Origin of the sequence: Streptomyces aureus (assembly GCF_000725495.1) — a bacterium.
Lineage (GTDB): Bacteria > Actinomycetota > Actinomycetes > Streptomycetales > Streptomycetaceae > Streptomyces > Streptomyces aureus_B.
The window spans coordinates 493,703-518,709 of the sequence record NZ_JNZD01000013.1 but is presented as its reverse complement, the minus strand read 5'-3'; the positions used below and the strand labels follow the sequence as shown (position 1 = coordinate 518,709).

The following is a 25,007-nucleotide window of genomic DNA, read 5'->3' as shown; positions in this document are numbered from 1 at the left end:
AGTCATCGGGTGGAAGACGGCGAAAGCGCCGCGGAAGGCGAGGTGGAGGGCACGGAGGTGCCGTACGGGCTTTTCCCGATGACCCGGTGCGAAACGAACGACCAGCCCACGCATCCGGCGCACAGCACCGCCGCGACGACGATCCCGGCGAACGCCTTGCCCAACCGCTCGTCCACCGACCGCCGTTGCCGCTGCGTCCCGAACAGAACGGCATCCCTGAGCCGCCGACGCCGAACCGACACCGACTCGAGCAATTGACTGTCGTAGTCCTGGGCTGCCACGGGTATGCGTCGTCCGTTCAGGTCGCGGGGTGGGACATCGGTTGTCAGGTGGCGTACTCGCCGACCCAGTTGCCCTGAAGAAGGAATCTGGGCAGGTACTCGGACTCGACCTCGATGGGGAAGCCGTTGTCGAAGGCCATACAGGCCAGTGCGAGGGGACCCAGGGCGACGAGACCGTCGCTGCTCAGTGATCGGGCCTCGTTGTCGGTCCAGTACTCCTTGTGCCAGGTGAGCGCGTCGGTCAAAGCCTCGTTGAATTCTCCGGGATCGGGCTTCACCAAGCGGTAGAACAGGTTGACCGGCGGGTAGAGGATCTTCAACAGCGTTTCCTTGTCCGCGACGTGAGCCACCTCGGGGTCCGTGCCGTGGAAGGCCGCTTCGAGACTGCTGCCGACGTCCGCCCGCCCGGAGACCAGACCCTGGAGTGTCTCCACCCATGAGTAGATGTACTCGTCGAAGACCGCGCCGGACTCGCGGAGAAGTGCCACGGGCACCTGGGCCAGTCGATCGACGCGGGCGTTGTCGCGGCAGATCACCGCCAGGTAGAACGAGGTGACCCAGGCGCCGGCGTGTGTAGAGGACGTGGGGCCGGTGGCGGGCAGGTTCTTCACCTCGCCGTGGCTCCCGATGCGGCATGCCACGGGACCCTCCGACGCCATGGCCGCGTCGAACAGTGCGGAGCCGACCTGCATGGCGGTGACCCATGCCTCCCAGGTCTCGAACCTGCCCGCCCACGGGTCGTTCGCACAGAAGGACTTGGCCACGGTCAGCGCGCTCTCCAAGGCTCGGGAGCGGGACATCTCCGATCCTTCGAGCCGGTCGAGTACACGGCCGGTGCTCCCGAGGAGCCCCGCCATGTCCTCCGCTACCGCCGCGGCGGGGAAGTCATGGCGGGGAACGTTCGTGACCACGTGATCTCTCCTCTAGAAAATCTTGAAATGTTCCAGAACGGCGCCGGTGTACGAGCCCGTGTTCTCGTTCGCCTTCACCAGGACGTACTGAAGTTTCCCATCCTCCAGCGCGTCGAAGAGGCTGTCCGCGATGCGTCGGTCCGCGCCGTTTCGTTTCCACATCTGCGTCAGGATCGTCTGGACGTACAGCCGGGTGCCTTGCTTCACCCTCATGCCCTGTGCCTGATCGCCCGCACCGTTGCGCCAGTCGAGATCGCCCTTGGGCGCCTTGGCTTCGACGATCACGTAGTGACCGTCGTCGCCCAGCTTGTACAGCTGGTCGAACCGATTGGCGCCGTTGGGCGTCTCCGGGAGCTCGACCCAGTGGGCGCCCCGGAACTCGTTCGGCACCACGTGCAGCTTGGCGGCCTGCTCGCCGAGCTTTTCGGAAATCTTGCTGTTGTTCGGAACGCCTCCGAGCTGCTGATCGTAGGCATGCTGCGCGTCTTCGAGACCCTTCTTCGTCGCGGCGGACGGAGTCTCGTCGAACGCCTTTTCCGCGTTCGTGAGATTCATGGACACCTTGCGGTTCTTCGCCGCCGTGTCCAGGTCCGGCCGATGAATCGGGGAGACCGTGTCCCGGCCGTACGGTGTACGGCCCGTCCTGACTTCGGACGGCCCACTCGGCAGGTCGTGTGCGGCGACCCATTTGCCTTGTGGGTTCTTCGCCAGCTGCGGGAGCTCGACTCCGTCCACCAACTTCGGTGTGCCGTCGGCGTTCGCGAGGTTTCTGCGCCGCCCCAGTGTGTCGTAGTGCTCCTTGAACCACGTCTGGTCGGCGTCGTTGGCCTTCTGGACGTGCCTGTCCTGGATCGCCTTGCGCTCCGCGGCGGTCAGTTCCCGCTCTCCGCCGGTTCCGGTGCCGCCGCCCCCGTCCCCCTGGTGCGCGGGAGGAGTGGTCTCTCCGCCTGCGTGGCCCGTGCCGCCCGTGGCGTCGTCGCCGCTCCGTCCGGCGTCGTCCAGGCCGCCCTCCCCGTGAGGGCCCCCTCCCGTGCCGCCGTGGCCGCCGCCGGTCGGGCCGGAGTCGGGTCCGTGGGGCCGGGGGGCGGCGGGATGGGTGGCTCCGTGACCGCCGGGCCCGTTCCCGACGTGCGTCGTGGTCCCGGGCGAGTGCGAGGAGGCGCCGACCGTGGCGGGCTCCCGTTGCGGCGCGGGCGTGTCCCGCGGCGTGGACCGCGCGTCGGCGGACGCTTCCCGGCGCGGCGCCTCCCCCACGATGTCGCCGTGTCTGTCGACGGCGATGAACCTGCCGTCCTCGATCACGACCTTGGAGCCGTCACCGAGCTCGATGACACTGTGGATCCGCTGGGAGTCGGCCGAGGCGCCGATGCCGCTGCGGATTCCGGCGGTGAGGTCGGAGAGCTTGGGCAGTGAGCCGACGGCCTTGCCCGTCGCCTTGAGGCCCACGCTGACCGGGTCGATGTACTCGCCGACCTTGGCAGCGACGCTGGCGCTCCTGGCGACCGCGCCGGCCTCGCCGCCCTTGGACGCGACGGCCAGGGGACCGGCGCCGAGGGTGAGCCCGTTGAAGACGACCGTCGCCGCGGCACGGGCCGGGTTCTCGCTCCACATGTCCCAGGCGACCATGGACTTGGCGAAGTCCTTGGCGGCCTTCTTCTGCCGGACCTCGGTGGCGCTCTCCTTGTCCGGGCCGAACGCCCAGTCCATGAGCGCGTCGTAGGGGGTGACCGTGTACTGGCCGATCCCGCTGACGACGTCCCCGAGATGTCCCCAGGCGTCCCCGGCCGCGTCCGAGCCGTTCCAGCCGACCAGGGTGCCGAGGCCCTTGATGCCACCCCACACGTTGTCGATGACGAGGCCGTCCCAGACGAAGCTCTTGGCCCAGTAGCCGACCTCCCAGGCGTGGTGGGACTCGGTTTCCGGGGTGCCCCAGGGTGTCTTCTCGGCGTGCTTGAGGACGTCCAGGTCGTACCCGTACATCACCGTCTTCTTGTCGACGGTGTGGTGGCCGTCGTCGACCACGAACGCCGGTCCGCCGACGAGGGCCGAGATCTTGCCGGCTGCCCGGCGCTCCGCCTCCCGGAAGGCGCTTTCCGCGGCGGCGACACCGTCCATGAGCTCCTGATGACGGTGGATCTTGTCCCCGTCGTACGTCCAGTCGTCGTCGCCCTCGACACTCTCGACGAACGCGAAGGCGTCCGTCTTGAGCAGGGCGAGTTTCTCGGCGATGGGCCGGGCCTCGACGGAGTACGTGTCCAGAGCGTCCGCCACCGTCTCCAGCTGGGTGGCGAAGGCGTCGGCCCCGTCCATCACCGGCCGTGTGGTGGCGAACAGGTCGTCGGCCTCCGGCGCGGTGTAGAAGGCCTCCAGCATCTGGAAACGGGAGTGCACGTCCATTCCGCCGCCGCGGATCCCGATGGCGTCGCTGCGCAGGCCGGACGTGTCCTTGTCCAACTGATCGAAGTCGCCGGTGAACTGGGGTATGGCCGAGGGTTCGATCACTTGTCGCCGCCACCCTGTCCGCCGCTCTGCCCCGGCAGATCGATCTTCGGCGCGCCCAGCGCCCTGTGCTCGCTCCGTCCGGCCATCTCGAGGTCCCCGGCGAGGTAGTACGCGGTCGCCTCTCGTGCCCCGTTGACCGACTTCGCCGCCCGCGCGCCGAGGAACAGGACGTCACCCGCGGTCTTCTCGACGAAGATCGCCAGAGCCGCGCCGATCGCTCCGGTGGGCGCGGCTCCGCAGTACGGTCCGCTGACGGTGCCGGCGGAGACCGCCGCGCTCTCCATGTCCGTCCCGTACGCCTTGACGTCCTTGGCCACGTCGTCCATCGCGTCCGCGACCAGCGAGGTCACGAACTCGACGCCGGACGACGAGATGTCCCACCCCGACATGCCCAACCCCCGTGAAAACGTTCTTGTTTACTGCGGCACGGTCAGCCGATGTTGTCGACGGCCGCGCGGGCCTTCGCCATGGTCGACTGCGCGGTGCCGTCGTTCTCCTCGAGCGTGGTGCGTACGAGGCGAATGATGTCGCGGACCTCGTTCGCGGCGCGGTTCCAGCGGACTTCCTTACCGTGGTACTCGTCGGCGACGCCGTCGGCCGTGAAGTCGGCCATCGCGGCCTTCACCGCGCGGTCGCGGTCACCGAGGACGCGCTCCAACTGCCCGATGACGCCTTGCAGACTGCCCTGGACCTCCGTGGAGGCGCCGGTGTCGTACGAACGGCGGTCCTGATTCTGAGCCATGATCGAGTTCCCCCTCGGTAGGGCTAGCGGGCGCCGAAGCGGGCGGCGTCGAAGTTGGACTGGCCCATGTTCTTGTGGGCGTTGTCCTCCTGCTCCAGGTCACCGGAGCCGAACGCGGAGTCCATCCCGCCCTGGCCGCCCAGGATCGCGCCCAGGGACCCGTTCAACGCATTGGTGATCTCGTCCGTGTGCGCTTTGAACGAGTCGAACGCCGCCTTGCCCGCTCCGTTGAACTTCCCCTCCAGCGGTTCTGCCGCCTGGACGAGCCAGCGGATCAGCGTGCCCAGGTCCTCCGTCGAGCCGACCGTGCTCTTGCCGAGATCCACCAGGGTCGACGACCCCATGTCGAACTTCATTCACCCGCCCCCGTGTCCTTCAACGTTGCACATCGCGATTCCTCGGATGTTCGACAGCAGAGACGTGCCGGACCCCGGAGCAGTTCCCCTGTGTCACGAACGTCTCATCGCATATCGAACATTCTCTCGCATTGCTCATTGCGGGTGCAACGTGACAGGGGCTCAAGTGGCGTGATCCGCACCATGAGTTGTCTCACTGTGTACCGGGTCGACTGTTCTTCTCGGCTTCCTCTCGCCGTCGTTCACAGCACCTTGCGGTGCACCAGCGCGGACAGGATCAGCGTGCCGGGGAGCAGCGGGATCCAGACCGTCAGGACGCGGTAGCCGATGACGGTGGCTGTCGCCAGGGACGCCGGGGCGCCCAGCGCGGCCATGGTGAGGACCATGGCAGCGTCCACCGGGCCGATTCCGCCGGGTGCGGGTACGGCGCCCGCTGCGGTACTGGCGACCAGCAGCGCGAACACGACCTGCGTCCACGACAGCGGCAGTCCGAGCGCGAAGCCGACCGAGGCGATCACGGTTCCCTGGATCACCGGGGCGGCGGCCGAACCGCCCCACAGGGCCAGGACGCGGCTGGGCCGGGTGTGCAGGATCCGTACGTCGGTCAGCGCGGTGCGAAGGAAGCCGAGCACCGGGCGGCGCAGCGGGCGCACGACCGTCAGGAGCAGGCAGACGGCGGCGAGGCAGAGCGCCACGCCGCCCGCCGCCGGCAGCAGCGTCCGGCGGTCCGGGGCGAGCGCGCCGAGTGCGCGGGTGTCCTCGAGGGCCAGCAGGAAGAAGATCAGCACCGGGACCCTGGCCACCGGCTTGACCAGCGAGTACAGGGCGAGCGACGCGGTGGCGCGGGCCAGCGGGATGCCGCGGCCCTGGAGGAAGCGCAGGGTCACCGCGTGGGCGCCGATGCTCGACGGCAGCACGAGGTTGGCCGCGCCGGCGGCGAGCTGCGACGCCATCAGCAGGCCCGGCGGCAGCCTCTCCGGCAGGGCGCCCTGCCGGATCCACGCGGTGACCACCCAGCCCAGCAGGGTGAAGAGGACGCCCGCGAGCAGCCAGCGCGGGTCGGCGTCGGCCAGCCGCGCGGGGCCGTCGCGCCAGGCGTCGCGGTCCAGCGCGGCCCAGGTTCCGATGACCAGCAGGGGGAGCAGCGCGAGCACCAGATGGGCCGGACGGTTCAGTGAAGTGAGGCGGGTCGCGGCGCCCGTACGGGTGACGGGGGGAGCTTCGCCGGGTGCCGGTGCCGGTGCGGTTGTGGATGTCGTTGTGGTCGTGGTCGTGGGCGTGGTGGCGGGGGTGGGGAGGCGGTCGAGCGGAGGCAGGGACACGGCGCACGTCGTCCTTCCGCGTCACGCCCGGGCACGGACGGACGGATCCGAGGCGATGCAACGGGGACGGGGGAGAGGTTCCCGTCCGGTGTGACGCCACGGTGTCCGGCAGGGGAAGCGGGACCACCGTGTGAGCGACACGGCCGGAGACGCCGGCCGCGCTGCGAACGTACGACCCGAAGGGCCGAGGCGCGACCGCAGATTCCGGGCCTGGAGGGTGAATGCGGAGGGGGAGAGAGGGGGCTCGGGGATGCGGAGGCGAAGGCCTTGGGATGGCGGAGGCCTCGGGGACGTGGAGGCGTGGGGCCGGCGGAGGCCTCGGGGAGGTGGAGGCGCGAGGGAGGCGAACACCTGGGGGCGGCGCGGGGCTGGCGGAAGCATCGGGGAGGCGGAGGCGTCGGGGAGGTGGCGCGCGGGGGAGGCGAGCGACTTGGGGAGGTGGAGGCGCCGGGGCGGGGAACTGCTCGGGGAGGTGGAGGCCCCGGGCCCAGGGAGGCTTCGGGGTGGTCAAGGGTCCGCGGGGTGCGAAGGGCGCCTAGGCGCGGCGGCCGGGGATCCGATGCGGTTCGTCGGCGGGCTTCCCCGTGCCAAGGCGGGGACCGGCGCCGTGGACACGGCGAGTCGTCGTCCGTGACCCGTGCGCACCCCCGATCCTGGCCTGACGTGCGGCCCCGGACTCCCCGGCCGGGGGCCGTACGCCCAGCACCGCTCCCGTATCTCCCGTACCCGCTCCCCCGGTACCCGCACCGCTCTCGACCCGCACCGCTCTCGACCCGCACCGCCCCCGACCCGCACCGCCCCCGTACCCGTACCGCCCCCGGACCCCACGGAGAACCATGGACGCCGACAGCAACCACCCCGCGGATCACGGCGACGGAGAGCCCCTGGGCGCGGGCGGCGCCGGCGGTGGTGGGGCGACGGACCCCGGTGGCCGGGGCGGTACCGGCCCTGGCGGGGGTGCCCCGGACGGAGTCACGGCCGCCCCCGTCCGGGCCCGGGCCGCCGCCCTGCTGCGCCGCCCGAAACTGTGGCTGCTGCCCACCGTGCTGACGGGACTGCTCGCGCTGCTGCTGTCGCTGCTCTACATGGGCGGCATCGTCAATCCGAACGGGCATCTGCGCCATCTGCCGATCGGCCTGGTCAACGAGGACACCGGCGCCCCGCCTCCGGGGCAGCGGCAGAACGTCGGCACCCAGGTCACCGCGGCCATCGCCGCGAGCGACACCTCCGGCACGGCGGGCTGGCGCCGGCTCACCCGGGCGCAGGCCGAGGACCAGCTCTCCTCCGGCAAGATCTACGGCGCCCTCGTCGTCCCCGCCGACTTCACGGCCTCCGTCACCGCCCTGACCACGGCGCACGCCACCGTCCGGCCCACCATGACGGTCCTGACCAACCCCGGCATGGGCAGCCTCGGTTCGTCCCTCGCGAGCCGGATCACGACGGCCGCGGCCCAGCAGACCTCCGCGACCATCGGGAAGCAGCTCACGGCGTCCCCGGTGACCGCGAAGACGGACTCCACCACCCGGCTGCTCCTCGCCGACCCCGTCGAGGTCGTCACCCGGATCGGCCACCCCATCGGCGCGCACAGCGGCCTCGGGCTCAGCGCGTTCTACTACACCCTGCTGCTGGTGCTCGCCGGGTTCCTCGGCGGCAACCTCATCAGCACCGGCGTCGACACGGCCCTCGGCTACGCCGACAACGAGATCGGCCCCTGGCACACCCGCCGTCCGACCGTGCCCATCAGTCGCACCCAGACGCTGCTCCTGAAGATGGTCATGACCGCCGGGATCACCGTGCTCACGGTCTCCCTGGTCATGCTCGCCACCGTCGCGATCCTCGGCATGGACGCCACCCATCTGCCGCTGCTGTGGATCTACTCCTACTGCGCGAGCCTCGCCGTCGGGCTGGGGGTCCAGGCGATCAACGCGGCGTTCGGCGGGATCGGGCAGCTCGTGTCCATGTTCGTGTTCATCGTCCTCGGCCTGCCGTCCTCGGGCGCCACCGTCCCGCTCCAGGCGGTCCCCGGCTTCTACCGGTTCCTGTCCGTGTTCGAGCCCATGCGCCAGCTCAGCGACGGGGTGCGCGCCATCCTGTTCTTCGACGCGCGGGCCGACGCCGGGCTGGGCCGCGCCTGGCTCATGATCACCGTCGGTGCCGTGCTCGCCCTCGTGTTCGGCTTCGCGATGACCCGCTACTACGACCGCAAGGGCCTGGACCGGCTGACTCCCCAGCCGCCCGTCCACCAGGCCGCCCCGCCCGCCGCGACCGCCTGACCGGTCCGGACACTCCGGCCGTCAGACCAGGTGCCGCAGGAGCGCGGCGACCACCGGCGGGGCCTCGCCGCGGGGGCGGACCAGCACGATCTTCCAGTGCGGGGCGTGCCCGGCGAACGCGTGGGTGCTCAGGCCGGGGAATCCTTCCGCGACCGAGACGGGCAGGACGCAGACGCCCAGGTCGGCCCGGACGAGCCCGGCCGCGGACGCGATGTCGTCGACCTCGAAGGCGCTCTCCCGGTCCACCCCGGCGGCCCGGAACGCCCGGTCCACGCACAGACGGATCGCCTGGCCCGGGGAGAAGTCCACCAGCGGCAGCCGGGCGGCCCGGGCGAGGGTGACCGCGCCGTCAGGACCGGTGCCGGTGAGCCCGCGCGCGGGGGCGGACGCCAGGACCATCTCCTCGTACGCCAGCAGCCGGGTCTCCAGCCCGCGCTGCGGCCGCCGGTCGAGCGCGACCACGGCCAGGTCGACGGTGCCCTCGCGCAGCGCGCCGCGCACGTCGGCCGGGGGCGTCTGCCGCAGCCGTACCGCCACGCCCGGATGCTCGGCCCGCAGCGCGGTCAGCGGCCGGTGGAGGCAGGCCCCGGCCCCCGGTGTCGTGGCGATCGTGATGCTGCCCCGCAGCTGTCCCCGGACCAGGCCGACCGCGGTCCGCGCCCGCTCCGCCGCCCGCAGCGCGGCGCGCGCCGCCGGGACGAAGGCCTCGCCCGCCGGGGTCAGGGTCACCCGGTGCGTGGTGCGGTCGAACAACGGGGTGCCCAGTTCCCGCTCCAGCGCGAGGACGGTGCTCGACACGGCCGACTGCACCACGTGCAGCCGTTGGGCCGCCGCGGTGAAACCGCCCTCCTCGGCCACCGCGACCACGACCTCCATCTGCCGCAGATCCATCTCCGCTCCCGGGGCGGCGGCCCGCTTCCGGCCGGATTCCCGCCCTCTGTCACCGATTGTCCCAGCCCGGGCCGCGCGTCACGTCCCGCGGACGCCGTTGCGCATCTCCCGCGGGCTCACCCCGAAGCGCTGCCGGAAGGCGGTGCTCAGGGCGCTCGCCGACGAGAAGCCCGAGGCGTAGGCCAGGTCGGTGATCGTCAGATGCTCGCAGTCGCCGCACCGGAGCCGCTCGCGGACCAGGCGCAGCCGCTCCTCGCGGATCAGATCGCGCGGGGTGGTGCCGGCGTGCTGGAGGGCCAGCTGGATCTGGCGCAGCGACCAGCCGAGGGCATGGGCCATGGACGTACCGGTGAGCCCGGGGTCGGCGGCGTGCTCGCGGACATGGCGGCGCACCACCGCCTCCACGTCGGACAGATGGCGGGCGCCGTCGGGACGGTCGTCGTGGGTGGTGAGCATGCACAGCAGCTCCACCACGCGGTCGGACACGGCGTTGAACTGGGAGTCGGTGAGACCGTCGCGCTCGGCGTACAGCGCGTCGAGCATCGAGCGGACGACGCGGCCGAGGCCCCTGCTCAGATCGAGGCCGGTGGCCAGCGGCGACTTGCGGTTCAGCGGGCCGTCCAGCTCCCGGGCCGGGATCGTCAGGACGAAGGCCTGGGTGGAGGCGTCCTGGAGGCACTGGAAGGGCGAGCCGAACGACACGAGCGTGCCCGCTCCCGGCGTCAGCCGTGCCTCCCGACCGTCCTGGCGCAGGACGATCTGTCCGGTCAGCGGCAGCAGTAACCGGTAGTCCTCGTCGGGTTCCTCGCGGATCTGCCGCGCGGTCCTGCTGTACTCGATCTCGTCCGACCGGAACCTGACGAGCTGGTAGGCCTCCGTGCGCTGGCGGACCGTGCTCCCGCCGAAGTCCTCGGTGCTGCCGTACCGGTAGCCCATCCGGGACTGGTACGACCCGATGTGCTCGCTCCAGAAGTCGGCCCGCTCGGCCGGTTCCACCGCGTCCGTCGACCGGGTCTCCACCAGGTAGTTGCCCGTGGGCATGGCCACCATCGACTCCCGTGAGGGTGAGGGCAGTTACGCGGTGTCAGCCTAGTGCACACAGCCGGTGCGCATGGGGACAACTTCCTTGCGCGCGAGGGAAAGCGGCCACACCCGTGCGCGGCTACCGTCGGCCGCCCCGTCAACTCGCGCCCCATCCCTCACTCTTCCTGCTCCTGTCCCGGCAATGCTCTTGTGTACAAGAGGACTTGAGGAACATGACCGAACGGATACCGGAGGCCGTGTCCTGGTGCCTGGCCGTCGGCCTGCTCGCCGTCACCGTGCTGCTGCTGCGCCAGAGCGGGATCAGCGGGCGGCTGCGCCGGCGGGCCGACGACCTCATGGAGGACCTGCGGGCCCGCGACGAGGAGCTGCGTCATCTGGCCGAGGTCCGGCTGCCCGCCCTGGCGGAGACCGCGCAGCCCCGCGCCGGCGCGGACGGCCCGGCCGCCGCGGAAGCCCCGGTCGCCGGTCTGCTCGACGCCCGGCTCGCGGGCACGGACTTCGCGAAGCGGCTCGACACCGTCCTGGAACGCTGCTCCGAAGCGGTGGGACACGCGCGGGCGCGCGCCGACCGGTCCGCGAAGTCGGCGCTCAAGGCGTCGATGCGGTCGATCCAGGCCCTCGCCAACGAGCAGCAGGTGTCCATCGCCGAGATGCAGGACCGGCACGACCATCCCGACGTGCTGCGCGACCTCCTCGAGATCGACCACACCAACGCGCAGTTCGGCCGCCGGGCGCAGGCGATCGCCGTCCTGTGCGGCTCCTGGCCGGGACGCCAGCGCGGCACGTCCGCGCTGGTGGAGGTGGTGCGGGGCGCGACCTCCCGGATCCGTGACTACCGGCGCGTCCGCGTCAACGGGCATGTCGACGTCGCCGTCGGGAGCCGGGCCGTCGAGCCGGTGGTCCTGGCCCTCGCCGAGCTCCTGGACAACGCGGCCCGCCACTCGCAGCCCGACACCACCGTCGAGGTCACCGTCCGGCCGGCGCACAACGGCGTCTGCGTGGTCGTCGACGACGCCGGCGTCGGCATGGACGGCGGGGCGGTCGAGCGGGCGGCCCGGCTGCTGACCGGCCGGGACACAGTGGACGTGACCCGGCTCGACGACCCTCCGCGGTTCGGTTTCGCCGTGGCCGGTGTGCTCGCCGCCCGTTACGGGTTCGACGTCTCGGTGGACACGAGGTCGCCGTACGGCGGTGTCCGTGCGGTGGTGTTCCTGCCGTCGGCCCTGCTCACGCACGTGGCCCCGGAGGCGGAGCTGCCGCCGCGTGCGGGCTCCAGGCCTTCGGTGCTGCCCACACGGAGGTCGGCCGAGCCCGTCGGGACGACCACGGCCGGCGGTCTGCCGAAGCGGCGGCGCCGGGTCCCGCAGGAGGCCGGCCGGCCGGGACCGTCCGCCTCCGTGCCCGCCGAGGACGCCGGCGTCCGGTCGGCCGAGGACAACGCCCGGCGCATGGGCGCGTTCGCCCGCGGCACCCGCGCGGCCCGCGACACCACCGAAGCCCCGGCCACCCCGCCGCCGGGGGCCGTCGACACCCCGCAGTCGCCCGCGTCGCAGGACGGGGCCCGTCCGACAGAAGGGAGCACGCAGGGATGACCGCGCCCATGACCAACGAGCTGGGGTGGATGCTCGACGAGGTCCTGAAGGTGCCGCAGGCCCGGCACGCGATCCTGCTGTCCGCCGACGGCATGCTGCGCGCCCACTCCGCGGACATCGCCCGGGACGACGCCGAGCGGCTCGCCGCCGGCCTGTCCGGGGTGCAGGCGATCAGCCGCAGCACCGCCGAGTTCTGCGGCAGCCCGGACACGCCGTGGCGGCAGACCCTGATCGAGTTCGCGCACGGGTACGTCTTCCTCGTCGCCGCGGGCGAGGGCACCCACCTCGCGGTGTCCACGACCGAGGACGTCGACATGGAGGCGGTCGCCTACCGCATGCACAAGATGGTCGACCGGCTCGGCAAGGAACTGACCAGTCCCGCCCGGCAGGACACCGGCAGTCCCGCGTGAGACCGCCCGGCGGTCGTCCCGGGGAACGGCTGGTGCGGTCGTACGTGGTCACCGGCGGCCGTTCGCGGCCCTCGCGCGACACCCTCGATCTCGTCACCCTGCTGATCGCCGCCGAGGGCCCGCCGCTCACCGGGCTCGGCCCCGAGGAGCGGCGGCTGACGGAACTGTGCCGGCCGGGGGCCCTGTCGCTGGCCGAGGCCGCCGGCCGTCTGGGACTGCCCGTCAGCGTCACCAGGGTGCTCGTCGCCGATCTGATCGAGAGCGGTCACCTCGTCACCCGCGGACCGATCCCCTCCGCCGCGCCGCCGTCCGACCCCCACGTCCTCCAGGAGGTGCTCGATGGTCTGCGCGCCCGGCTCTGAGGCCGCGCTCCCGCCCGAGGTGGAGCGGACCGCCATGACGACGTCCGCGCCGCCGCCGTGCCGCGGGGCCCGCGGCCGGGTCTCCGGTCCCCGGACACCGATCACCCCGGCCACTCGTCCGCCGGCCCCTGCCCGTGAAGCGGAGACGGAGTGACCGGGCGAACCGGGGACAGCGCGAACGCAGTGTCCCCGCCCTCTTGTCCGGCCCATCAGTCCCTGTACGGGCCGGAGTTCGCCGCCGACCCCGCCGCCGTCTACCGGCGGCTGAGGGCGTCCGGACCGACCGCGCCCGTCGAACTCGCCCCCGGCGTACGGGCCACCCTGGTCACCGGGTACGACGCCGCGCTGCACGTCCTGCGCTCGCCGGAGACCTTCTCCAAGGACCCGCGGCACTGGCGGGACCTCGCCGACGGCACCGTCCCGCCCGGCAGCCCGGTTCTTCCGATGATGACGTACCGGCCCAGTGCCCTGTTCACGGACGGCGGTGAGCACGCCCGGCTGCGGGGCGCCGTCACCGACACCCTCGCCCGCGTGGACGCCGGGACCCTGCGCGGCTACGCCGAGCGCAGCGCGGACACCCTCATCGACCGGTTCGCGCCGCTCGGCACGGCGGATCTGCTCGGCGAGTACGCCCAGGTCCTGCCGCTCCTGGTGTTCGACCGTCTCTTCGGCTGTCCCGCCGGGCACGGCGTCCGGCTGGTCGAGGCCATGTCCGGGATGTTCGACGGGGTGGACGCCGAGCGGGCGCACGCGCTGCTGACCGACACGCTGTCCGACCTGATCACGCTGAAGCGGCGGCGGCCGTCCGCCGATCTGACGTCCTGGCTGATGGAGCACCCGGCCGCGCTGACCGACGAGGAGCTGATCCACGCCCTCGCCGTGCTGATGGGCGCGGGCACCGAACCGCAGCAGAACCTGATCGCGAACGCGCTGCGTCTGCTGCTGTCCGACGAGCGGTTCGCGGGCGGGCTGTCCGGCGGCACCCTGGAAATAGAGGACGCCCTCGACGAGGTGCTGTGGACCGACCCGCCCATCGCGAACTACGCCGTGCACTATCCGCGCCACGACACCGTGTACGAGGGCACGCCGCTGCGCGCGGGGGAGCCGCTGGTGGTGAGCCTCGCCGCCGCGAACACCGACCCGGCGCTGACCGGCACTCGGAGCGCGGGCAACCGGGCCCACCTGGCGTGGAGCGCGGGCCCGCACACCTGCCCCGCGCAGGGTCAGGCACGGCTGATCGCGTCCGTCGCCCTCGAACGGCTCCTGGACCGGCTCCCGGACCTCGGACTGGCGCTTCCCGTAGGGGAGTTGACCTGGCGTCCCGGCCCGTTCCACCGCGCGCTGGCCGCGCTGCCGGTGACGTTCTCGCCCGTCGCCGCCCGGTCCGGGACCAGGCCGCCCGGTCCCGGAGAAGGGGAGGGCACCGGACAGCCGCCGTCGTCCGCGCCCTTCGTACCGTCCACCGGGGAGCAGCCGGCCGTGGAGGTGCCGGCCCCCGGTCACGGAACGGCCCCCGGTCACGGGACTCCGCGGGGCGCCTGGGCGCGGACGGCCGCATGGTGGCGCGGCGAGTGACCGGGCCCCGGGTGCCCAGGTGCCCGGTTCGCGGGGGCCTGCTCCACGGAGACGCGGAACCGGGCAGCCGGGAGGGGCGCCCCGGGCCACAGGTCCCAGGTCGCGGACCGTCCTAGGAGAGCCGTACCGGCAGGGCCCGGTGTCCGTTCGAGATGAAGGAGTCCACCGGCAGCAAGGTGTCCTCGGGGACGGCGAGCCGCAGGTCCGGGAAGCGCTCGAACAGGGCCGGAAGCGCGATCAGGGCTTCGAGGCGGCCCAGCGGCGCCCCCAGGCAGCGGTGCACGCCGTGGCCGAAGGCGAGGTGCTCCTTGTCGGCGCGGGTGACGTCGAACAGGTGGGCGTCCTCGCCGTGGCGCCCGGGATCGCGGCCGGCGGCGGCGTACGCGGCGAGGATCGCCTCGCCCTCGGCGATCACGGCCCCCTCGGGGCCGCCGAGTGCGGCGAGGTCGATGTCCTCGACGGCGTAGCGCAGCGGGAGGCTCGCGACCGGAGCGTCCGCGCGCAGGGTCTCCTCGACCACGTCGTCCCAGCCGGCCCGGCCCTCGCGGACGTGCGCGAGCTGGCCGGGGCGGGTGAGCAGGGCGTGCACGGCGTTGTCGAGGAGGTTGACCGTCGTCTCGTGACCGGCGCTGACCATGAGGGTCAGGGTGTCCAGCAGTTCCTGCTCGCTGAGTTCGCTGCCGTTCTGGTCGTCGCGGGCCGCGATGAGCCCGGAGGTCAGATCGTCGCCGGGCGACTTCCGCTTGGCGGCGACCAGTTCGCCCAGGACCTCCAGCAACCGGCCGTAGGAGGCGGTCATCTCGCCCGGGTCGGCGGAGGTGGCGAAGATGCTGTCGACCAGTTCGCGCAGTTCGGGACCGCGTTCCTCGGGGAGCCCGAACAGTTCGCTGATCACCTGGATCGGCAGCGGATAGCAGAACTCCTCGCGCAGGTCGACGACCTGGGAATCGTGCCCGGCCTTCTCCACGCGGTCCAGCAGTTCCCGGGTGATCTCCTCGATCCGGGGCCGGAGCGCGGCCGTGCGGCGGGCGGTGAACGCCTTGGAGACCAGGGCGCGCAGACGCCTGTGCTCGCCGCCGTACGCGGTGAACATGTTCTCCACGGCCACCCAGGTGAACAGCGGCCAGGCGGGCGTGATGGTGCCGTTCGTCATCAGGGGCCAGTGCTGCCGCGCGTCCTTGGACACCCGGGGGTCGGTGAGCAGCCGCTTGAGCAGGTCGGGTGCGCTCACCGCCCAGGCGCTCACCCCACCGGGCAGCTCCACCAGGGCGAGCGGTCCTCTGGCACGGATCAGCGCGGCCTCCGCGTGGATGTCGCGTCCGGTCGTGTCGATCACCAAAGGACGTGCGTTTCCCATCAGGAGCCTCCCGGCCGTCGAACTCCGATTCGACTTACGCCGTGACGCTACGCGAGGACCCGGGCACGTGGAGATGCGCCCGGGCCCGGTGCGTGCGGTGCCAACTTCCCTGCGCGTACCGGCAATTACGTCCTTTCCGGGTGCGCGGGCAAGCCAGTGGGGGACGCGATCCCGCCGCTCAGGCGTGTCCGCGGCGCAGCAGCCGCCGCCGGCGCGGCTCCTGGTCGGGGAGCCAGCCGAAGGCGAGGCAGCTGCCGACGGCCCCGAGGAGCAGACCGACGAAGAACCCGCCGAGGTTGGAGGTGACCCAGGTGCCGAGCGACAGCAGGATGCCCAGCAGGGAGTAGAACAGCCGCTGGGCCGGGTTGAAGAGGATCAGCAGGCCGCACAGCAGCATCGTGGTGGGCAGCAGATAGCCCGCGAGGCCCTGCATCCCGATGTGCAGGACGACCTTCAGCGACGCCTTCTCGGTGAGGAGGATCTCCGCCCCGCCCAGGGTGAGCAGCAGCCCGCCCCAGAAGGGACGGTTCGCGCGCCACCGCCGGAAGGAGTCCCTCAGGTCCCGGGATGCGTCCGTCTGCGCCTCGGCGCTCATCAGCAGCCTTGGTCGCTGAAGCGGAGCTTGAGGCCCGGGAGCTTGAACACCCCGGCCGTCGTCGCGTAGTTGGTCTGGCGCAGGTTCGCGATGCGCACGGTGTCGGCCTGCTGGCTGAACACGCCCTTGGGGCCCTGGACCCCGGCCTTGTTCAGCGTGCTGGCGTCGTTGCCGATCTCGATGTTGTTGAACGAGGCGTTGCCGGACAGCTCGGTGGAGTCGGTGGTCAGGTCGGTCGCCTGGACCTTGTCCGACCCGCTGCCGGCGGTGATGAGCAGGTTCGTGCCCCCGAGGTCGACGCTCTGGCACAGGTGGTCCAGGGTCGCGTTCTTGATCGCCGAGGTGACGATGAGGACCTGGCCCCCGGTGTCCCCGGCGTTCGGGCTGTCGTCCGCCATGTTGTCGAGGCCGCCGAACTGCTCGAAGCCGGTGCCGTTCAGCTCGGTCGCGGTGACCGTGAAGGGCATGCCGGAGATGGCGAACTGGACGCCGAGGGCGCCCTGCGCGGTGGCGATCATCAGCCCCGCGGCGACCATGGTCGCCGGTACCGCCATCACGGCGGCGCGGCGCAGCCGGACCCGCCCGCGTCTGTGCTGTCCGTCGGCGGCGGAACCGCTTTCCGGTATCTCGGGCGTGGAACCGTTGGACGCCGTGGCGTCCGGGGACGAAGCCATGTCTGCTCCCTGGGCACGTTCGATGCTGATGTCGATGCGGGTGGGGCTCCAGTGGCGCGTTGTCCTGGCGCGGACAGCAGCTGCCGCGCACGCCTCCTCGCGCCTCCCGGCGGTTGCAAGGGCTTTCTCGTTACGCGGCAGTAGCCTTCGAGGAAGTTACCGATGGTTACACGCACGGTCAAGGAGCCTGTGGGAAAACCGTGCCTGTTGTGCCTCATCTGTGAACGGGTGTCGGCCGCGAGGTCGCGCTGACCTCCAACTTCCTTGCTGCGCCTTGACGTTGACCATCCATCAGGTCTACAACTCTCCCTGTTTCCCGGATCCGTGGCGCCGGATCCGTCGGCCGACGCGCCCGTCACCTCCCGGACCCCGCTCAGCGGGGCGGTCCTGGCGTGTTCCGGAACTGCCCTGGCGCGTACGCCGAGAAGGCACGCCCCTCGGCCGTTCCCCGTTCCGTGGCACCGGCGCGGTCTCCTTCCCCCCGAGGGCCGCACCGGTCGCCCGGCTGTCGCTGCCGGCCCGTGGCGTAAGGAGAAGGCGTCACGGACCGGCGGCGGTCACTCTCGCACCCTCCCGCGGGCGGGCCCGGTGTACCGGCCCGTCGTCGCGCGCGGCCCGTTCCACCCCGCGTCACCGTCTCGACCCGCACTCCCGCGCCCCGGCGCGGTCAGGCACCCACACCCCCATCGGAGAAGAGGCATCCCCCCATGCGTACTCGATCCCTGCTCGCGCTCGCCGGAGTCGTCGCGGCCCTGACGGCGTCCGCCGTCGTCCCCGCCTCCGCGGACGACGTCGCGGTGCTCACCACCGGCAGCGCCGGCGGAACCCCGGTCGCCGTCGGCGACGTCCTCGCCGCCTCCCTGGCGAGCGGCACCAACGCCACGCTCTACTCCAGCGCCACCGGCACGAGCGGCGTCTCCTGTTCCGCGTCGACCTTCACTGCGACCGCCGCCGACAACCCGGCGGCCCCCGGTACGGCCACCGAGTCCCTCACCGGCCACACCTTCGACGCCAGTTCGTGCAGCAGCAACGTCGTCGGGGTCCTCGGCGTCACCAGCATCACCGTCGACAACCTGCCCTACAGCACCGCGGTGGGCTCCGACGGCAGCGTCACCGTCACCCCGGCCGCCGGCTCCACCATCCAGACCACGGTCAAGCTGCGCTCGCTGCTGGGCACGCTGACCTGTGTCTACCGGGCGAACAGCCTGTCGGGCACGGCGAACAACACCGACAACAGCATCACGTTCACCAACCAGCAGTTCACCAAGTTCTCCGGCTCGTCCCTCTGCTTCGCGAACGGCTACTTCACCGCGAAGTACGCGCCGGTGACCGACACCAGCCAGGCGGGCAGCCCGGTCGTGTTCGTCAACTGACCCCCACGGGAGCCCGGTTCACTGCCGGCGTCGCAGCACCACGGCGACGCCGGCAGTGAGCAGCAGGGCCGCCCCGGCTCCGCCCGCGACCAGGGGCAGGCCGGGGCCGCCGCCCGAGGTGTTCTCGGCGGCGGGCGCCAGATGATCGGTGCTCGCCGTCCCGGCCGTGGCGCCGGCCCCGCTCGCCTCGGGAGAGGGGGAGCCGGCGGAGGGCGAGGCCGCCGTCGGGCTGGGCGTCGGGGTCGCGGACCGGTCCGCCGCGGCGGACGCCTTGGCGCTCGCGCCCTTCGTGCCGCTCGCGGCGGGTTTCGAGGTCCCGCCGCTCCCGGCCGGCTTCGCGGCCGTGCTCCCGCCGGGGAACACCACGTCCGAGCACGAGTAGTACGTGTCCGTGGTGCTGGAGTTCTGCCAGATCGTGAACAGCATCTGGCGGCCGGTGCGGTCCGACGGCAGCGTCGCGCCGATGCGGTACGCGCCGGAGACCAGCGCCGGGTCGGTGACCGAGGCGAACGGCTTCTCCGGCAGGTCGGACCACTTCAGCGGCCTCGTCGGGCTGTAGCCCTGCTTGGTCAGATAGAGCTTGAACGTACCGGTGTGCGCGATCGTCGAGCTGTACTTCATCGTCAGGTGCGCGCCGGGCGTCAGCCGTGTCGCCGGGAAGTCGGCGCGCGCCAGGTCGAGCCCCTTGTACGCGGGCAGGCCCCCGCTGCACAGCTTCCCGTCCGGGATCACCGAACGGTCCCGGCCGTTCACTCCGCCCACGCGCAGGTTGTCCCACGCGGTGAAGGGCGAGCCGTTCGCGGCGATCGCCGCCCGGCAGGCCGCCGTGGCGTTCTGGCTGCCGCCCTCGGGCGAGCACGCGTACACCCGGCTGACCGGAGACGTCGGGGCGCCGTGCGCCGACGCTGTCCCCGCGGCCCACGTCGTGAGCAGCAGGGGAGCCGCCAGGGCGACGGCGGCCGCGGTGGCGGTGCGGTAGGCGGTCATCCGGAACGTCTCCTCAGGCGTGGGCGAAGCGGGGGCCGCCGTGCGCGGCCGGGACGCACACCTCGCACGGGGCACGGTGGGATACGGATCCGGAGCCCACGGCGTTCAGGCCTCCCGGCTCGACCGGACCCACGATCGGCCCCAACACACCCGTGGTCGGCGCAGACCGGACCCGTGATCGGCGCGGCCCGGACCTGTAAGTCGCCGGGGACCGGACCGTAATCGGCTTCAACCGGACCCGCGATCGGGCCCGACTGGACCTGCAAGCGCCGGGGACTGGACCGCGATCGGCCACAACCGGCCCCGCGATCGGCGCGGACCGTACCTGCAATCGGCGAGGACCGGAGCCGCGGTCTGCCCCAACCGGACCCGTGATCGGACTGGCTCCGATCCGCAATCGGCGCGAATCGGGATCACCCCGCCCGGTCGGGGGAGGGCGAGGGCCGGGCACCGGTCGGATCGAGGGTTTTCCCGCTATCCCCGCGCTTCACCGCCCGCCTATCGTTCAGCGCGACCGCCGTCGGCGGCCGCGCCCCCGGTCCGCGACCGGGCCGCGCGGGACTCCGGGGCGCTCGACAGCAGCTCGAAGCCGACCGACCTAGGCAGAACGCTGAGCTCTACGGGGGGAGGGGCCGCCCGGCGCGCACGGCGTCGGACGGCCCCTTCTGTTCTGCCGGTACGGTGAGCCGCATGCGCGATCCCGATGCCTCCGCCCCGCCGGCCGCCGGTCCCGACGACGCCCCGGTGGTCGTGAGTTCGGTGCGGGGCTCGTTCCCCTGGAGCGTGCTGGCCGAACGGCATCCGGCGCTCATCCGGAAGGTGCGCGACGCGTTCCCCTACGGTCCCGAGCAGCGGCACGCGCTCGACGCCCTGGTCGTGAACTGCGTCGACGGGGTCGTCGAACCGCTCGCGGAGACGGCCGCCGACCGGGGCCGGTGGGACGCCTGGGGCGGCCCGGAGTACTACGGCAGGTCCTGGTTCGACCTACCCTTCCTGTGGTCCGAGAGCTACTTCTACCGCCAACTGCTCGAAGCCGTCGGCTACTTCGCGCCTGGCCCCTGGCAGGGCGTCGACCCGTTCCGTCCCTTCAAGCTCGCCGAACTCGACACCCCGGAGACCGACGAGGAACTCGGCGCCCTCGACGACCTCGCGCGCACCTCCGCGGACGAGCAGGAGGAGGCGCTGCTGCACGGCTCCCTGTGGGGCAACCGCGCCGACCTCGGGTTCAGGCTGGCCGGCACCGCCGGCGGGCCGGCCGCCGAGTCCGGGCTCGTGGCCGACGACACGGAACTGCTGCGCTCCCTGTTCGCCGGCGGCACCCTCTGCCTCATCGCGGACAACGCGGGCCGGGAACTCATCCCCGACCTGCTCCTCGTAGACCATCTGCTCCGTCACGGACGGGCCGAGCGCGCCGTCCTGCACGTGAAGCCCTACCCGTACTACGTGTCCGACGCCACGGCGGCCGACGTGCTGGACGCCGTGCGCCGGCTGACCGCGGCGAAGGGGGCGGCCGGCGAGGCCGGGGAGCGGCTGTGGGCGGCCCTGTCCGCGGGCCGGCTCACCGTCAGGACCCACCTCTTCTCCTGCGGCCCGCTGGCGTACGCCGAACTGCCCGGGGACCTGCGGCGGGAGTTCGCCGCGGCCGACGTGACCGTGCTGAAGGGCGATCTGAACTACCGCCGGCTGATCGGGGACCGCCTCTACCCCGCCACCACCTCGTTCGCCGCCGCCACCTCCTCCTTTCCTGGAGCGGTGGCCGCACTGCGGACGCTCAAGTCCGATGTCGTCGTCGGGCTCACCCCCGCCGTGGAGGCGGCCCTGGACGCCGCCGAGGGCGACCGCTGGCGCACCGGCGGAACCCACGCGCTCGTCCAGGCCAGACGCGGATGACGGCGCTCCCGGCTCATCGTCGCATCGTTTCGGACGGTCAAGTAAGCGTCAGCGGAAGGTACTTGACCCCGTTGATGAAGTTGGAGACGAGACGCCGGGGCGGCCCCGCCGGACGCAGCGCGGGCACGGCCCGGAGCGTCTCCTCGTAGAGCACCCGCAGTTGCAGCCGGGCGAAGTGGGCGCCGAGGCAGACGTGCGGGCCGTCGCCGAAGGAGACATGGGGGTTCGGGTTCCGCGACAGGTCCAGCCGGAGGGGATCGGCGAAGGCGCGCTCGTCGTGGTTGGCCGAGGCGTGGAAGACGACCACCTTGTCGCCCGCGCGCAGCCGCCTCCCGGCCAGCTCGGTGTCCACGGCCGCCGTCCGGCGGAAGCTGAGCACGGGCGGGTGCACGCGCAGCAACTCCTCGACGGCCGTGCCGAGCCGGTGGCGGCCCGACCGCAGTTCCTCGTAGGCCGCCGGGTGCTGTGCCAGCGCCAGCAGCCCGCCCGGAGCGGCGCTGCGCACGGTGTCGTTGCCCGCGACCGTGAGCAGGAAGAAGAACATCTCCAGTTCTTCCGGGGCGAGTTCGGGATCGGTGGCGAGCGTGGTCAGGACGTCGTCGGCGGGCCGGCGGCGCTTGGCGGCGGCCAGCTCCCGCGCGTAGCCGAACATGTCGCCCAGCATCGCCGGGGAGCGCGGGTTCACGGGCTCGCCGGTCGGGCCGACGGGCGCCGGCTGTGCCTCGTCGGGGTCCTGATAGTCGATCACCCGCCGCGTCCAGTCCAGCAGCAGACCCCGGTCGTCCTCCGGGACGCCGAGCAGATCCGCGAGGTTGAGCAGGGCGTACTCGTCGGTGACGGCGGCGACTAGGTCGCCGGTGCCGTCGCCGGCGCGGGCCTCCCGTACCGCCCGTCCGAGCAGGGCGCGGGCCCGTTCCCGGGCCGCCGCCTCGAACCGGTCCACCCGCCGTGGGGTGAAGGCCCGGCTCACCAGTCGTCTCAACCGGCCGTGGTCCGGCGGATCCTGATTGAGCATCATGCGCCGAATGAAGGGCAGGTCGGCCGGATCGGGGTCGCGGATCTGGGTAGCGCCGAGGAACGAGGAGTAGGTCCGCGCGTCCTTGAGGATCCGGACCACGTCCGCGTGCCGGGTCACCGCCCAGAAACCGGGGCCCGCGGGCCAGCCCAGCACCCCGGGTTCGTCCTGCCAGGCCACCGGGTGGTGATCGCGCAGCACGCGGTACGCGGCGAGCGGCACACCCTCGGCGTACCGGCGGGGGTCGAAGACGTCCGGCACGGGTGGCGCCTCGCGGGGCACGGCCGCGCTCACGACGCCGGGCCCCCGCCGTCGTACCGCCCGGGACCCGGTGGCCTCCCCGGGTGCGGCGGCCGGCGGGCGGACGGACCGCGCACCGCCGTCATGGCGCGGACGGTGTGGCCGAGTGGACGACGGGGGAGTACCGGGAGGGCCATGGGGACACGGTGGCGGCCCGTGGCCCGGTCGGCAAGGGGGCCGCCTCGCCGGGCACACGCGGGTGACCCGACCTGACGACCCGGCCGTCGCGCGCGGCTTTCGGCACGGTTCACGCGATGGTGTGATCATGTCCTGGCCTGCGGATGTGCCCGTGGGGGCCTGGGTAGGGCCCGGCCATGACGCAGCCGTTCCGACTCCCGCACTTCTACATGCCGTACACCGCCCGGCTGAACCCGCACCTGGACGAGGCACGGGTCCACTCGACCGAGTGGGCCCGCGCCATGGGCATGCTCGAGGGCTCGGGCATCTGGGAGCAGTCCGACCTCGACGCCCACGACTACGGCCTGTTGTGCGCCTACACCCATCCCGACTGCGACGGCCCGGCCCTCTCCCTGATCACCGACTGGTACGTGTGGGTGTTCTTCTTCGACGACCACTTCCTGGAGACCTTCAAGCGCAGCCAGGACCGCGCCGGCGGCAAGGCCTACCTGGACCGGCTCCCCCTCTTCATGCCGCTCGACCTCTCGACCCCCGTCCCCGAGCCGGAGAACCCGGTCGAGGCGGGACTGGCCGACCTGTGGGCGCGCACGGTGCCCTCGATGTCCGCGGACTGGCGCAGACGGTTCGCCGTCTCCACCGAACACCTGCTCAACGAGTCGATGTGGGAGCTGTCCAACATCGACGAGGGACGCGTCGCCAACCCCGTCGAGTACATCGAGATGCGCCGCAAGGTGGGCGGAGCCCCCTGGTCGGCCGGGCTCGTCGAGTACGCGACCTCCGAAGTCCCCGCGTCCGTCGCGGAGTCGAGGCCGCTGCGCGTCCTGATGGAGACGTTCTCCGACGGTGTCCATCTGCGCAACGACCTGTTCTCCTACCAGCGCGAGGTCGAGGACGAGGGCGAACTCAGCAACGGAGTCCTCGTCCTGGAGACGTTCTTCGGCTGCACGACCCAGGAGGCCGCCGAGACCGTCAACGACGTCCTGACCTCACGGCTCCACCAGTTCGAGCACACGGCGCTCACCGAGGTGCCCGTGCTCGCCGCCGAGAAGGGGCTCACCCCCGCCGAGGTCGGCGCCGTCGCCGCGTACACCCAGGGCCTCCAGGACTGGCAGTCCGGCGGCCACGAATGGCACCTGCGCTCCAGCAGGTACATGAACAAGGAGGCCGCCGAGGAGGCACGGCCCCTCGGCATGGGCGGGTTCGGCACGTCCGCCGCGGACGTCGGGGCGCTGCTCTCCGCGGCCGGCGCCGAACGGCTGCGCGCGTACACCCATGTCCCGTTCCGGAAGGTCGGGCCCTCCCTGCTCCCGGACTTCGTCATGCCCTTCGAGGTCACCCTCAGCCCGCACCTGGCGGGAGCCCGCGACCGCCTCGGCACCTGGATGCACTCCATGGGCATGCTCCAGGAGGGCGTCTGGGACGAGGACAAGCTCATCGCCTACGACCTGCCGCTCTGCGCGGCCGGCATCCACCCCGACGCCACCGCGGACGCCCTCGACATCAGCTCGCAGTGGCTGGCCTGGGGCACCTACGGCGACGACTACTACCCGCTGTACTACGGCAACCGCCGCGACCTGGCCGCCGCCCGGCTGACCACCGCGCGCCTGTCCGCCTGCATGCCCGTCGACGGGGAGGAGGTGCCCGTACCGGTCAACGGCATGGAGCGAGGGCTGATCGACCTGTGGCGGCGCACCACCGCCGAGATGACCCCCCAGGCCCGCGGGGTCTTCCGCGCGGCCGTGGACGCGATGACGGAGAGCTGGCTGTGGGAGCTGTCCAACCAGATGCAGAACCGCATCCCGGACCCGGTCGACTATCTGGAGATGCGCCGGGCGACCTTCGGCTCCGAGCTCACGATGAGCCTGTGCCGCCTCGGACACGGCCGCACGGTCCCGCCCGAGGTCTACCGCAGCGGCCCCGTCCGGTCCCTGGAGAACGCGGCCATGGACTACGCGATGCTGCTGAACGACGTCTTCTCGTACCAGAAGGAGATCGAGTACGAGGGGGAGATCCACAACGGCATCCTCGTCGTGCAGAACTTCTTCGGCTGCGACTACCCGGACGCGCTCGGCATCGTCCATGACCTGATGACCCGGCGCATGGAACAGTTCCAGCACGTCGCCGCCCATGAACTGCCCCTGCTGTACGAGGACTTCCAGCTCTCGGAGGAGGCGCGCGGGATCATGCGGGGCTATGTGGCGGAGCTGGAGAACTGGCTCGCCGGCATCCTGAAGTGGCACCAGGACTGCCACCGCTACGGGGCGGAGGACCTGGCCCGGCGGGCCCACGGTTTCGTTCCGGACCGGGTGCCCGCACCGCCCCTGGCCCGCCGCGCGCTGCCCGTCTGACAGCCGCGGGCGGCGGGGGCGGCGCCCTTCCTCCCGCGAGGGAACCCCGCTCCCGGCACCCCTTTCACG

The 25,007-nt window shown here is 72.2% G+C and carries 22 protein-coding genes; 8 read left to right on the top strand and 14 right to left on the bottom strand.

The features are described 5' to 3' along the window. Window positions 1-2: 2 nt before the first annotated feature. The 7 genes from IO36_RS20690 to IO36_RS20660 form a co-directional block, all read right to left on the bottom strand. On the bottom strand, window positions 3-281 hold the full coding sequence (locus tag IO36_RS20690; RefSeq protein WP_037621808.1) for a hypothetical protein: 279 nt from the start codon (window positions 279-281) through the stop codon (window positions 3-5). A gap of 44 nt (window positions 282-325) precedes the next feature. Beyond that, on the bottom strand, window positions 326-1,192 hold the full coding sequence (locus IO36_RS20685) for an immunity 49 family protein (RefSeq protein ID WP_245173361.1): 867 nt from the start codon (window positions 1,190-1,192) through the stop codon (window positions 326-328). A gap of 12 nt (window positions 1,193-1,204) precedes the next feature. Continuing rightward, window positions 1,205-3,694: a hypothetical protein gene (locus tag IO36_RS43180; RefSeq protein ID WP_051900718.1), complete on the bottom strand. Its 2,490-nt coding sequence runs from the start codon at window positions 3,692-3,694 to the stop codon at window positions 1,205-1,207. Continuing rightward, window positions 3,691-4,083: a DUF6507 family protein gene (locus IO36_RS20675; RefSeq protein WP_037621807.1), complete on the bottom strand. Its 393-nt coding sequence runs from the start codon at window positions 4,081-4,083 to the stop codon at window positions 3,691-3,693. Before IO36_RS20675 ends, IO36_RS43180 begins: the two co-directional genes overlap by 4 nt. A gap of 41 nt (window positions 4,084-4,124) precedes the next feature. Next, a complete protein-coding gene (locus IO36_RS20670) occupies window positions 4,125-4,436 on the bottom strand; it encodes a pore-forming ESAT-6 family protein (RefSeq protein WP_037621806.1) in 312 nt (103 codons plus the stop codon). Between the two features lie 23 nt (window positions 4,437-4,459). After that, the gene (locus tag IO36_RS20665) at window positions 4,460-4,792 is read right to left on the bottom strand and encodes a hypothetical protein (protein ID WP_037621805.1); all 333 of its coding nucleotides are present in this window, start codon (window positions 4,790-4,792) and stop codon (window positions 4,460-4,462) included. A gap of 242 nt (window positions 4,793-5,034) precedes the next feature. Then, window positions 5,035-6,114, bottom strand: a complete 1,080-nt coding sequence (locus IO36_RS20660) for a lysylphosphatidylglycerol synthase transmembrane domain-containing protein (protein WP_425535543.1) — start codon at window positions 6,112-6,114, stop codon at window positions 5,035-5,037. An 836-nt stretch (window positions 6,115-6,950) separates the two neighbouring features. Here IO36_RS20660 and IO36_RS20655 point away from each other — a divergent pair. After that, the gene (locus IO36_RS20655) at window positions 6,951-8,387 is read left to right on the top strand and encodes a YhgE/Pip domain-containing protein (RefSeq protein WP_245173360.1); all 1,437 of its coding nucleotides are present in this window, start codon (window positions 6,951-6,953) and stop codon (window positions 8,385-8,387) included. 21 nt (window positions 8,388-8,408) lie between these two features. Here IO36_RS20655 and IO36_RS20650 read toward each other — a convergent pair whose 3' ends face one another. Then, window positions 8,409-9,278 carry a LysR family transcriptional regulator gene (locus IO36_RS20650; RefSeq protein WP_037621804.1) on the bottom strand — a complete coding sequence of 290 codons (870 nt, stop codon included), beginning with the start codon at window positions 9,276-9,278 and terminating at the stop codon, window positions 8,409-8,411. 78 nt (window positions 9,279-9,356) lie between these two features. Beyond that, complete coding sequence (locus IO36_RS20645; protein WP_037622036.1) at window positions 9,357-10,319, bottom strand: AraC-like ligand-binding domain-containing protein; 963 nt, start codon at window positions 10,317-10,319, stop codon at window positions 9,357-9,359. 215 nt (window positions 10,320-10,534) lie between these two features. Between IO36_RS20645 and IO36_RS20640 the strand changes: the two genes are divergently transcribed. The 4 genes from IO36_RS20640 (at window position 10,535) to IO36_RS20625 (ending at window position 14,261) form a co-directional block, all read left to right on the top strand. Next, entirely contained in the window at window positions 10,535-11,914 is a 1,380-nt protein-coding gene (locus IO36_RS20640; protein WP_051900717.1) for an ATP-binding protein, read from the top strand. Next, window positions 11,911-12,324 (top strand): roadblock/LC7 domain-containing protein, encoded by a 414-nt coding sequence (locus IO36_RS20635; RefSeq protein WP_037621803.1) that lies wholly within the window; start codon window positions 11,911-11,913, stop codon window positions 12,322-12,324. Before IO36_RS20640 ends, IO36_RS20635 begins: the two co-directional genes overlap by 4 nt. Before the next feature lie 32 nt (window positions 12,325-12,356). Continuing rightward, entirely contained in the window at window positions 12,357-12,686 is a 330-nt protein-coding gene (locus IO36_RS20630) for a DUF742 domain-containing protein (RefSeq protein WP_037621802.1), read from the top strand. A 216-nt stretch (window positions 12,687-12,902) separates the two neighbouring features. Beyond that, window positions 12,903-14,261 (top strand): cytochrome P450, encoded by a 1,359-nt coding sequence (locus IO36_RS20625; protein WP_078943342.1) that lies wholly within the window; start codon window positions 12,903-12,905, stop codon window positions 14,259-14,261. Between the two features lie 112 nt (window positions 14,262-14,373). Here the strand turns inward: IO36_RS20625 and IO36_RS20620 are convergent, their stop codons facing one another. From IO36_RS20620 to IO36_RS20610, 3 genes are all read right to left on the bottom strand, one after another. Beyond that, window positions 14,374-15,618 (bottom strand): cytochrome P450 family protein, encoded by a 1,245-nt coding sequence (locus tag IO36_RS20620; RefSeq protein WP_037621801.1) that lies wholly within the window; start codon window positions 15,616-15,618, stop codon window positions 14,374-14,376. A 178-nt stretch (window positions 15,619-15,796) separates the two neighbouring features. After that, complete coding sequence (locus tag IO36_RS20615; protein WP_051900716.1) at window positions 15,797-16,213, bottom strand: DUF6114 domain-containing protein; 417 nt, start codon at window positions 16,211-16,213, stop codon at window positions 15,797-15,799. Continuing rightward, a complete protein-coding gene (locus tag IO36_RS20610) occupies window positions 16,213-16,887 on the bottom strand; it encodes a DUF6230 family protein (protein ID WP_037621800.1) in 675 nt (224 codons plus the stop codon). Before IO36_RS20610 ends, IO36_RS20615 begins: the two co-directional genes overlap by 1 nt. A 707-nt stretch (window positions 16,888-17,594) precedes the next feature. Here IO36_RS20610 and IO36_RS20605 point away from each other — a divergent pair. Continuing rightward, window positions 17,595-18,260, top strand: coding sequence for a hypothetical protein (locus IO36_RS20605; RefSeq protein ID WP_037621799.1), 666 nt, complete (start codon window positions 17,595-17,597; stop codon window positions 18,258-18,260). Between the two features lie 18 nt (window positions 18,261-18,278). Here the strand turns inward: IO36_RS20605 and IO36_RS20600 are convergent, their stop codons facing one another. After that, window positions 18,279-19,247, bottom strand: a complete 969-nt coding sequence (locus tag IO36_RS20600; RefSeq protein WP_037621798.1) for a lytic polysaccharide monooxygenase auxiliary activity family 9 protein — start codon at window positions 19,245-19,247, stop codon at window positions 18,279-18,281. A 690-nt stretch (window positions 19,248-19,937) separates the two neighbouring features. Between IO36_RS20600 and IO36_RS20595 the strand changes: the two genes are divergently transcribed. Continuing rightward, a complete protein-coding gene (locus tag IO36_RS20595; protein ID WP_051900715.1) occupies window positions 19,938-21,137 on the top strand; it encodes a damage-control phosphatase ARMT1 family protein in 1,200 nt (399 codons plus the stop codon). Between the two features lie 37 nt (window positions 21,138-21,174). Here the strand turns inward: IO36_RS20595 and IO36_RS20590 are convergent, their stop codons facing one another. Further along, window positions 21,175-22,446, bottom strand: a complete 1,272-nt coding sequence (locus tag IO36_RS20590; protein WP_245173359.1) for a cytochrome P450 — start codon at window positions 22,444-22,446, stop codon at window positions 21,175-21,177. A gap of 320 nt (window positions 22,447-22,766) precedes the next feature. Here IO36_RS20590 and cyc2 point away from each other — a divergent pair, with 320 nt between their 5' ends. Further along, entirely contained in the window at window positions 22,767-24,938 is a 2,172-nt protein-coding gene (cyc2, locus tag IO36_RS20585; protein WP_037621796.1) for a germacradienol/geosmin synthase Cyc2, read from the top strand. Window positions 24,939-25,007 lie beyond the last annotated feature (69 nt).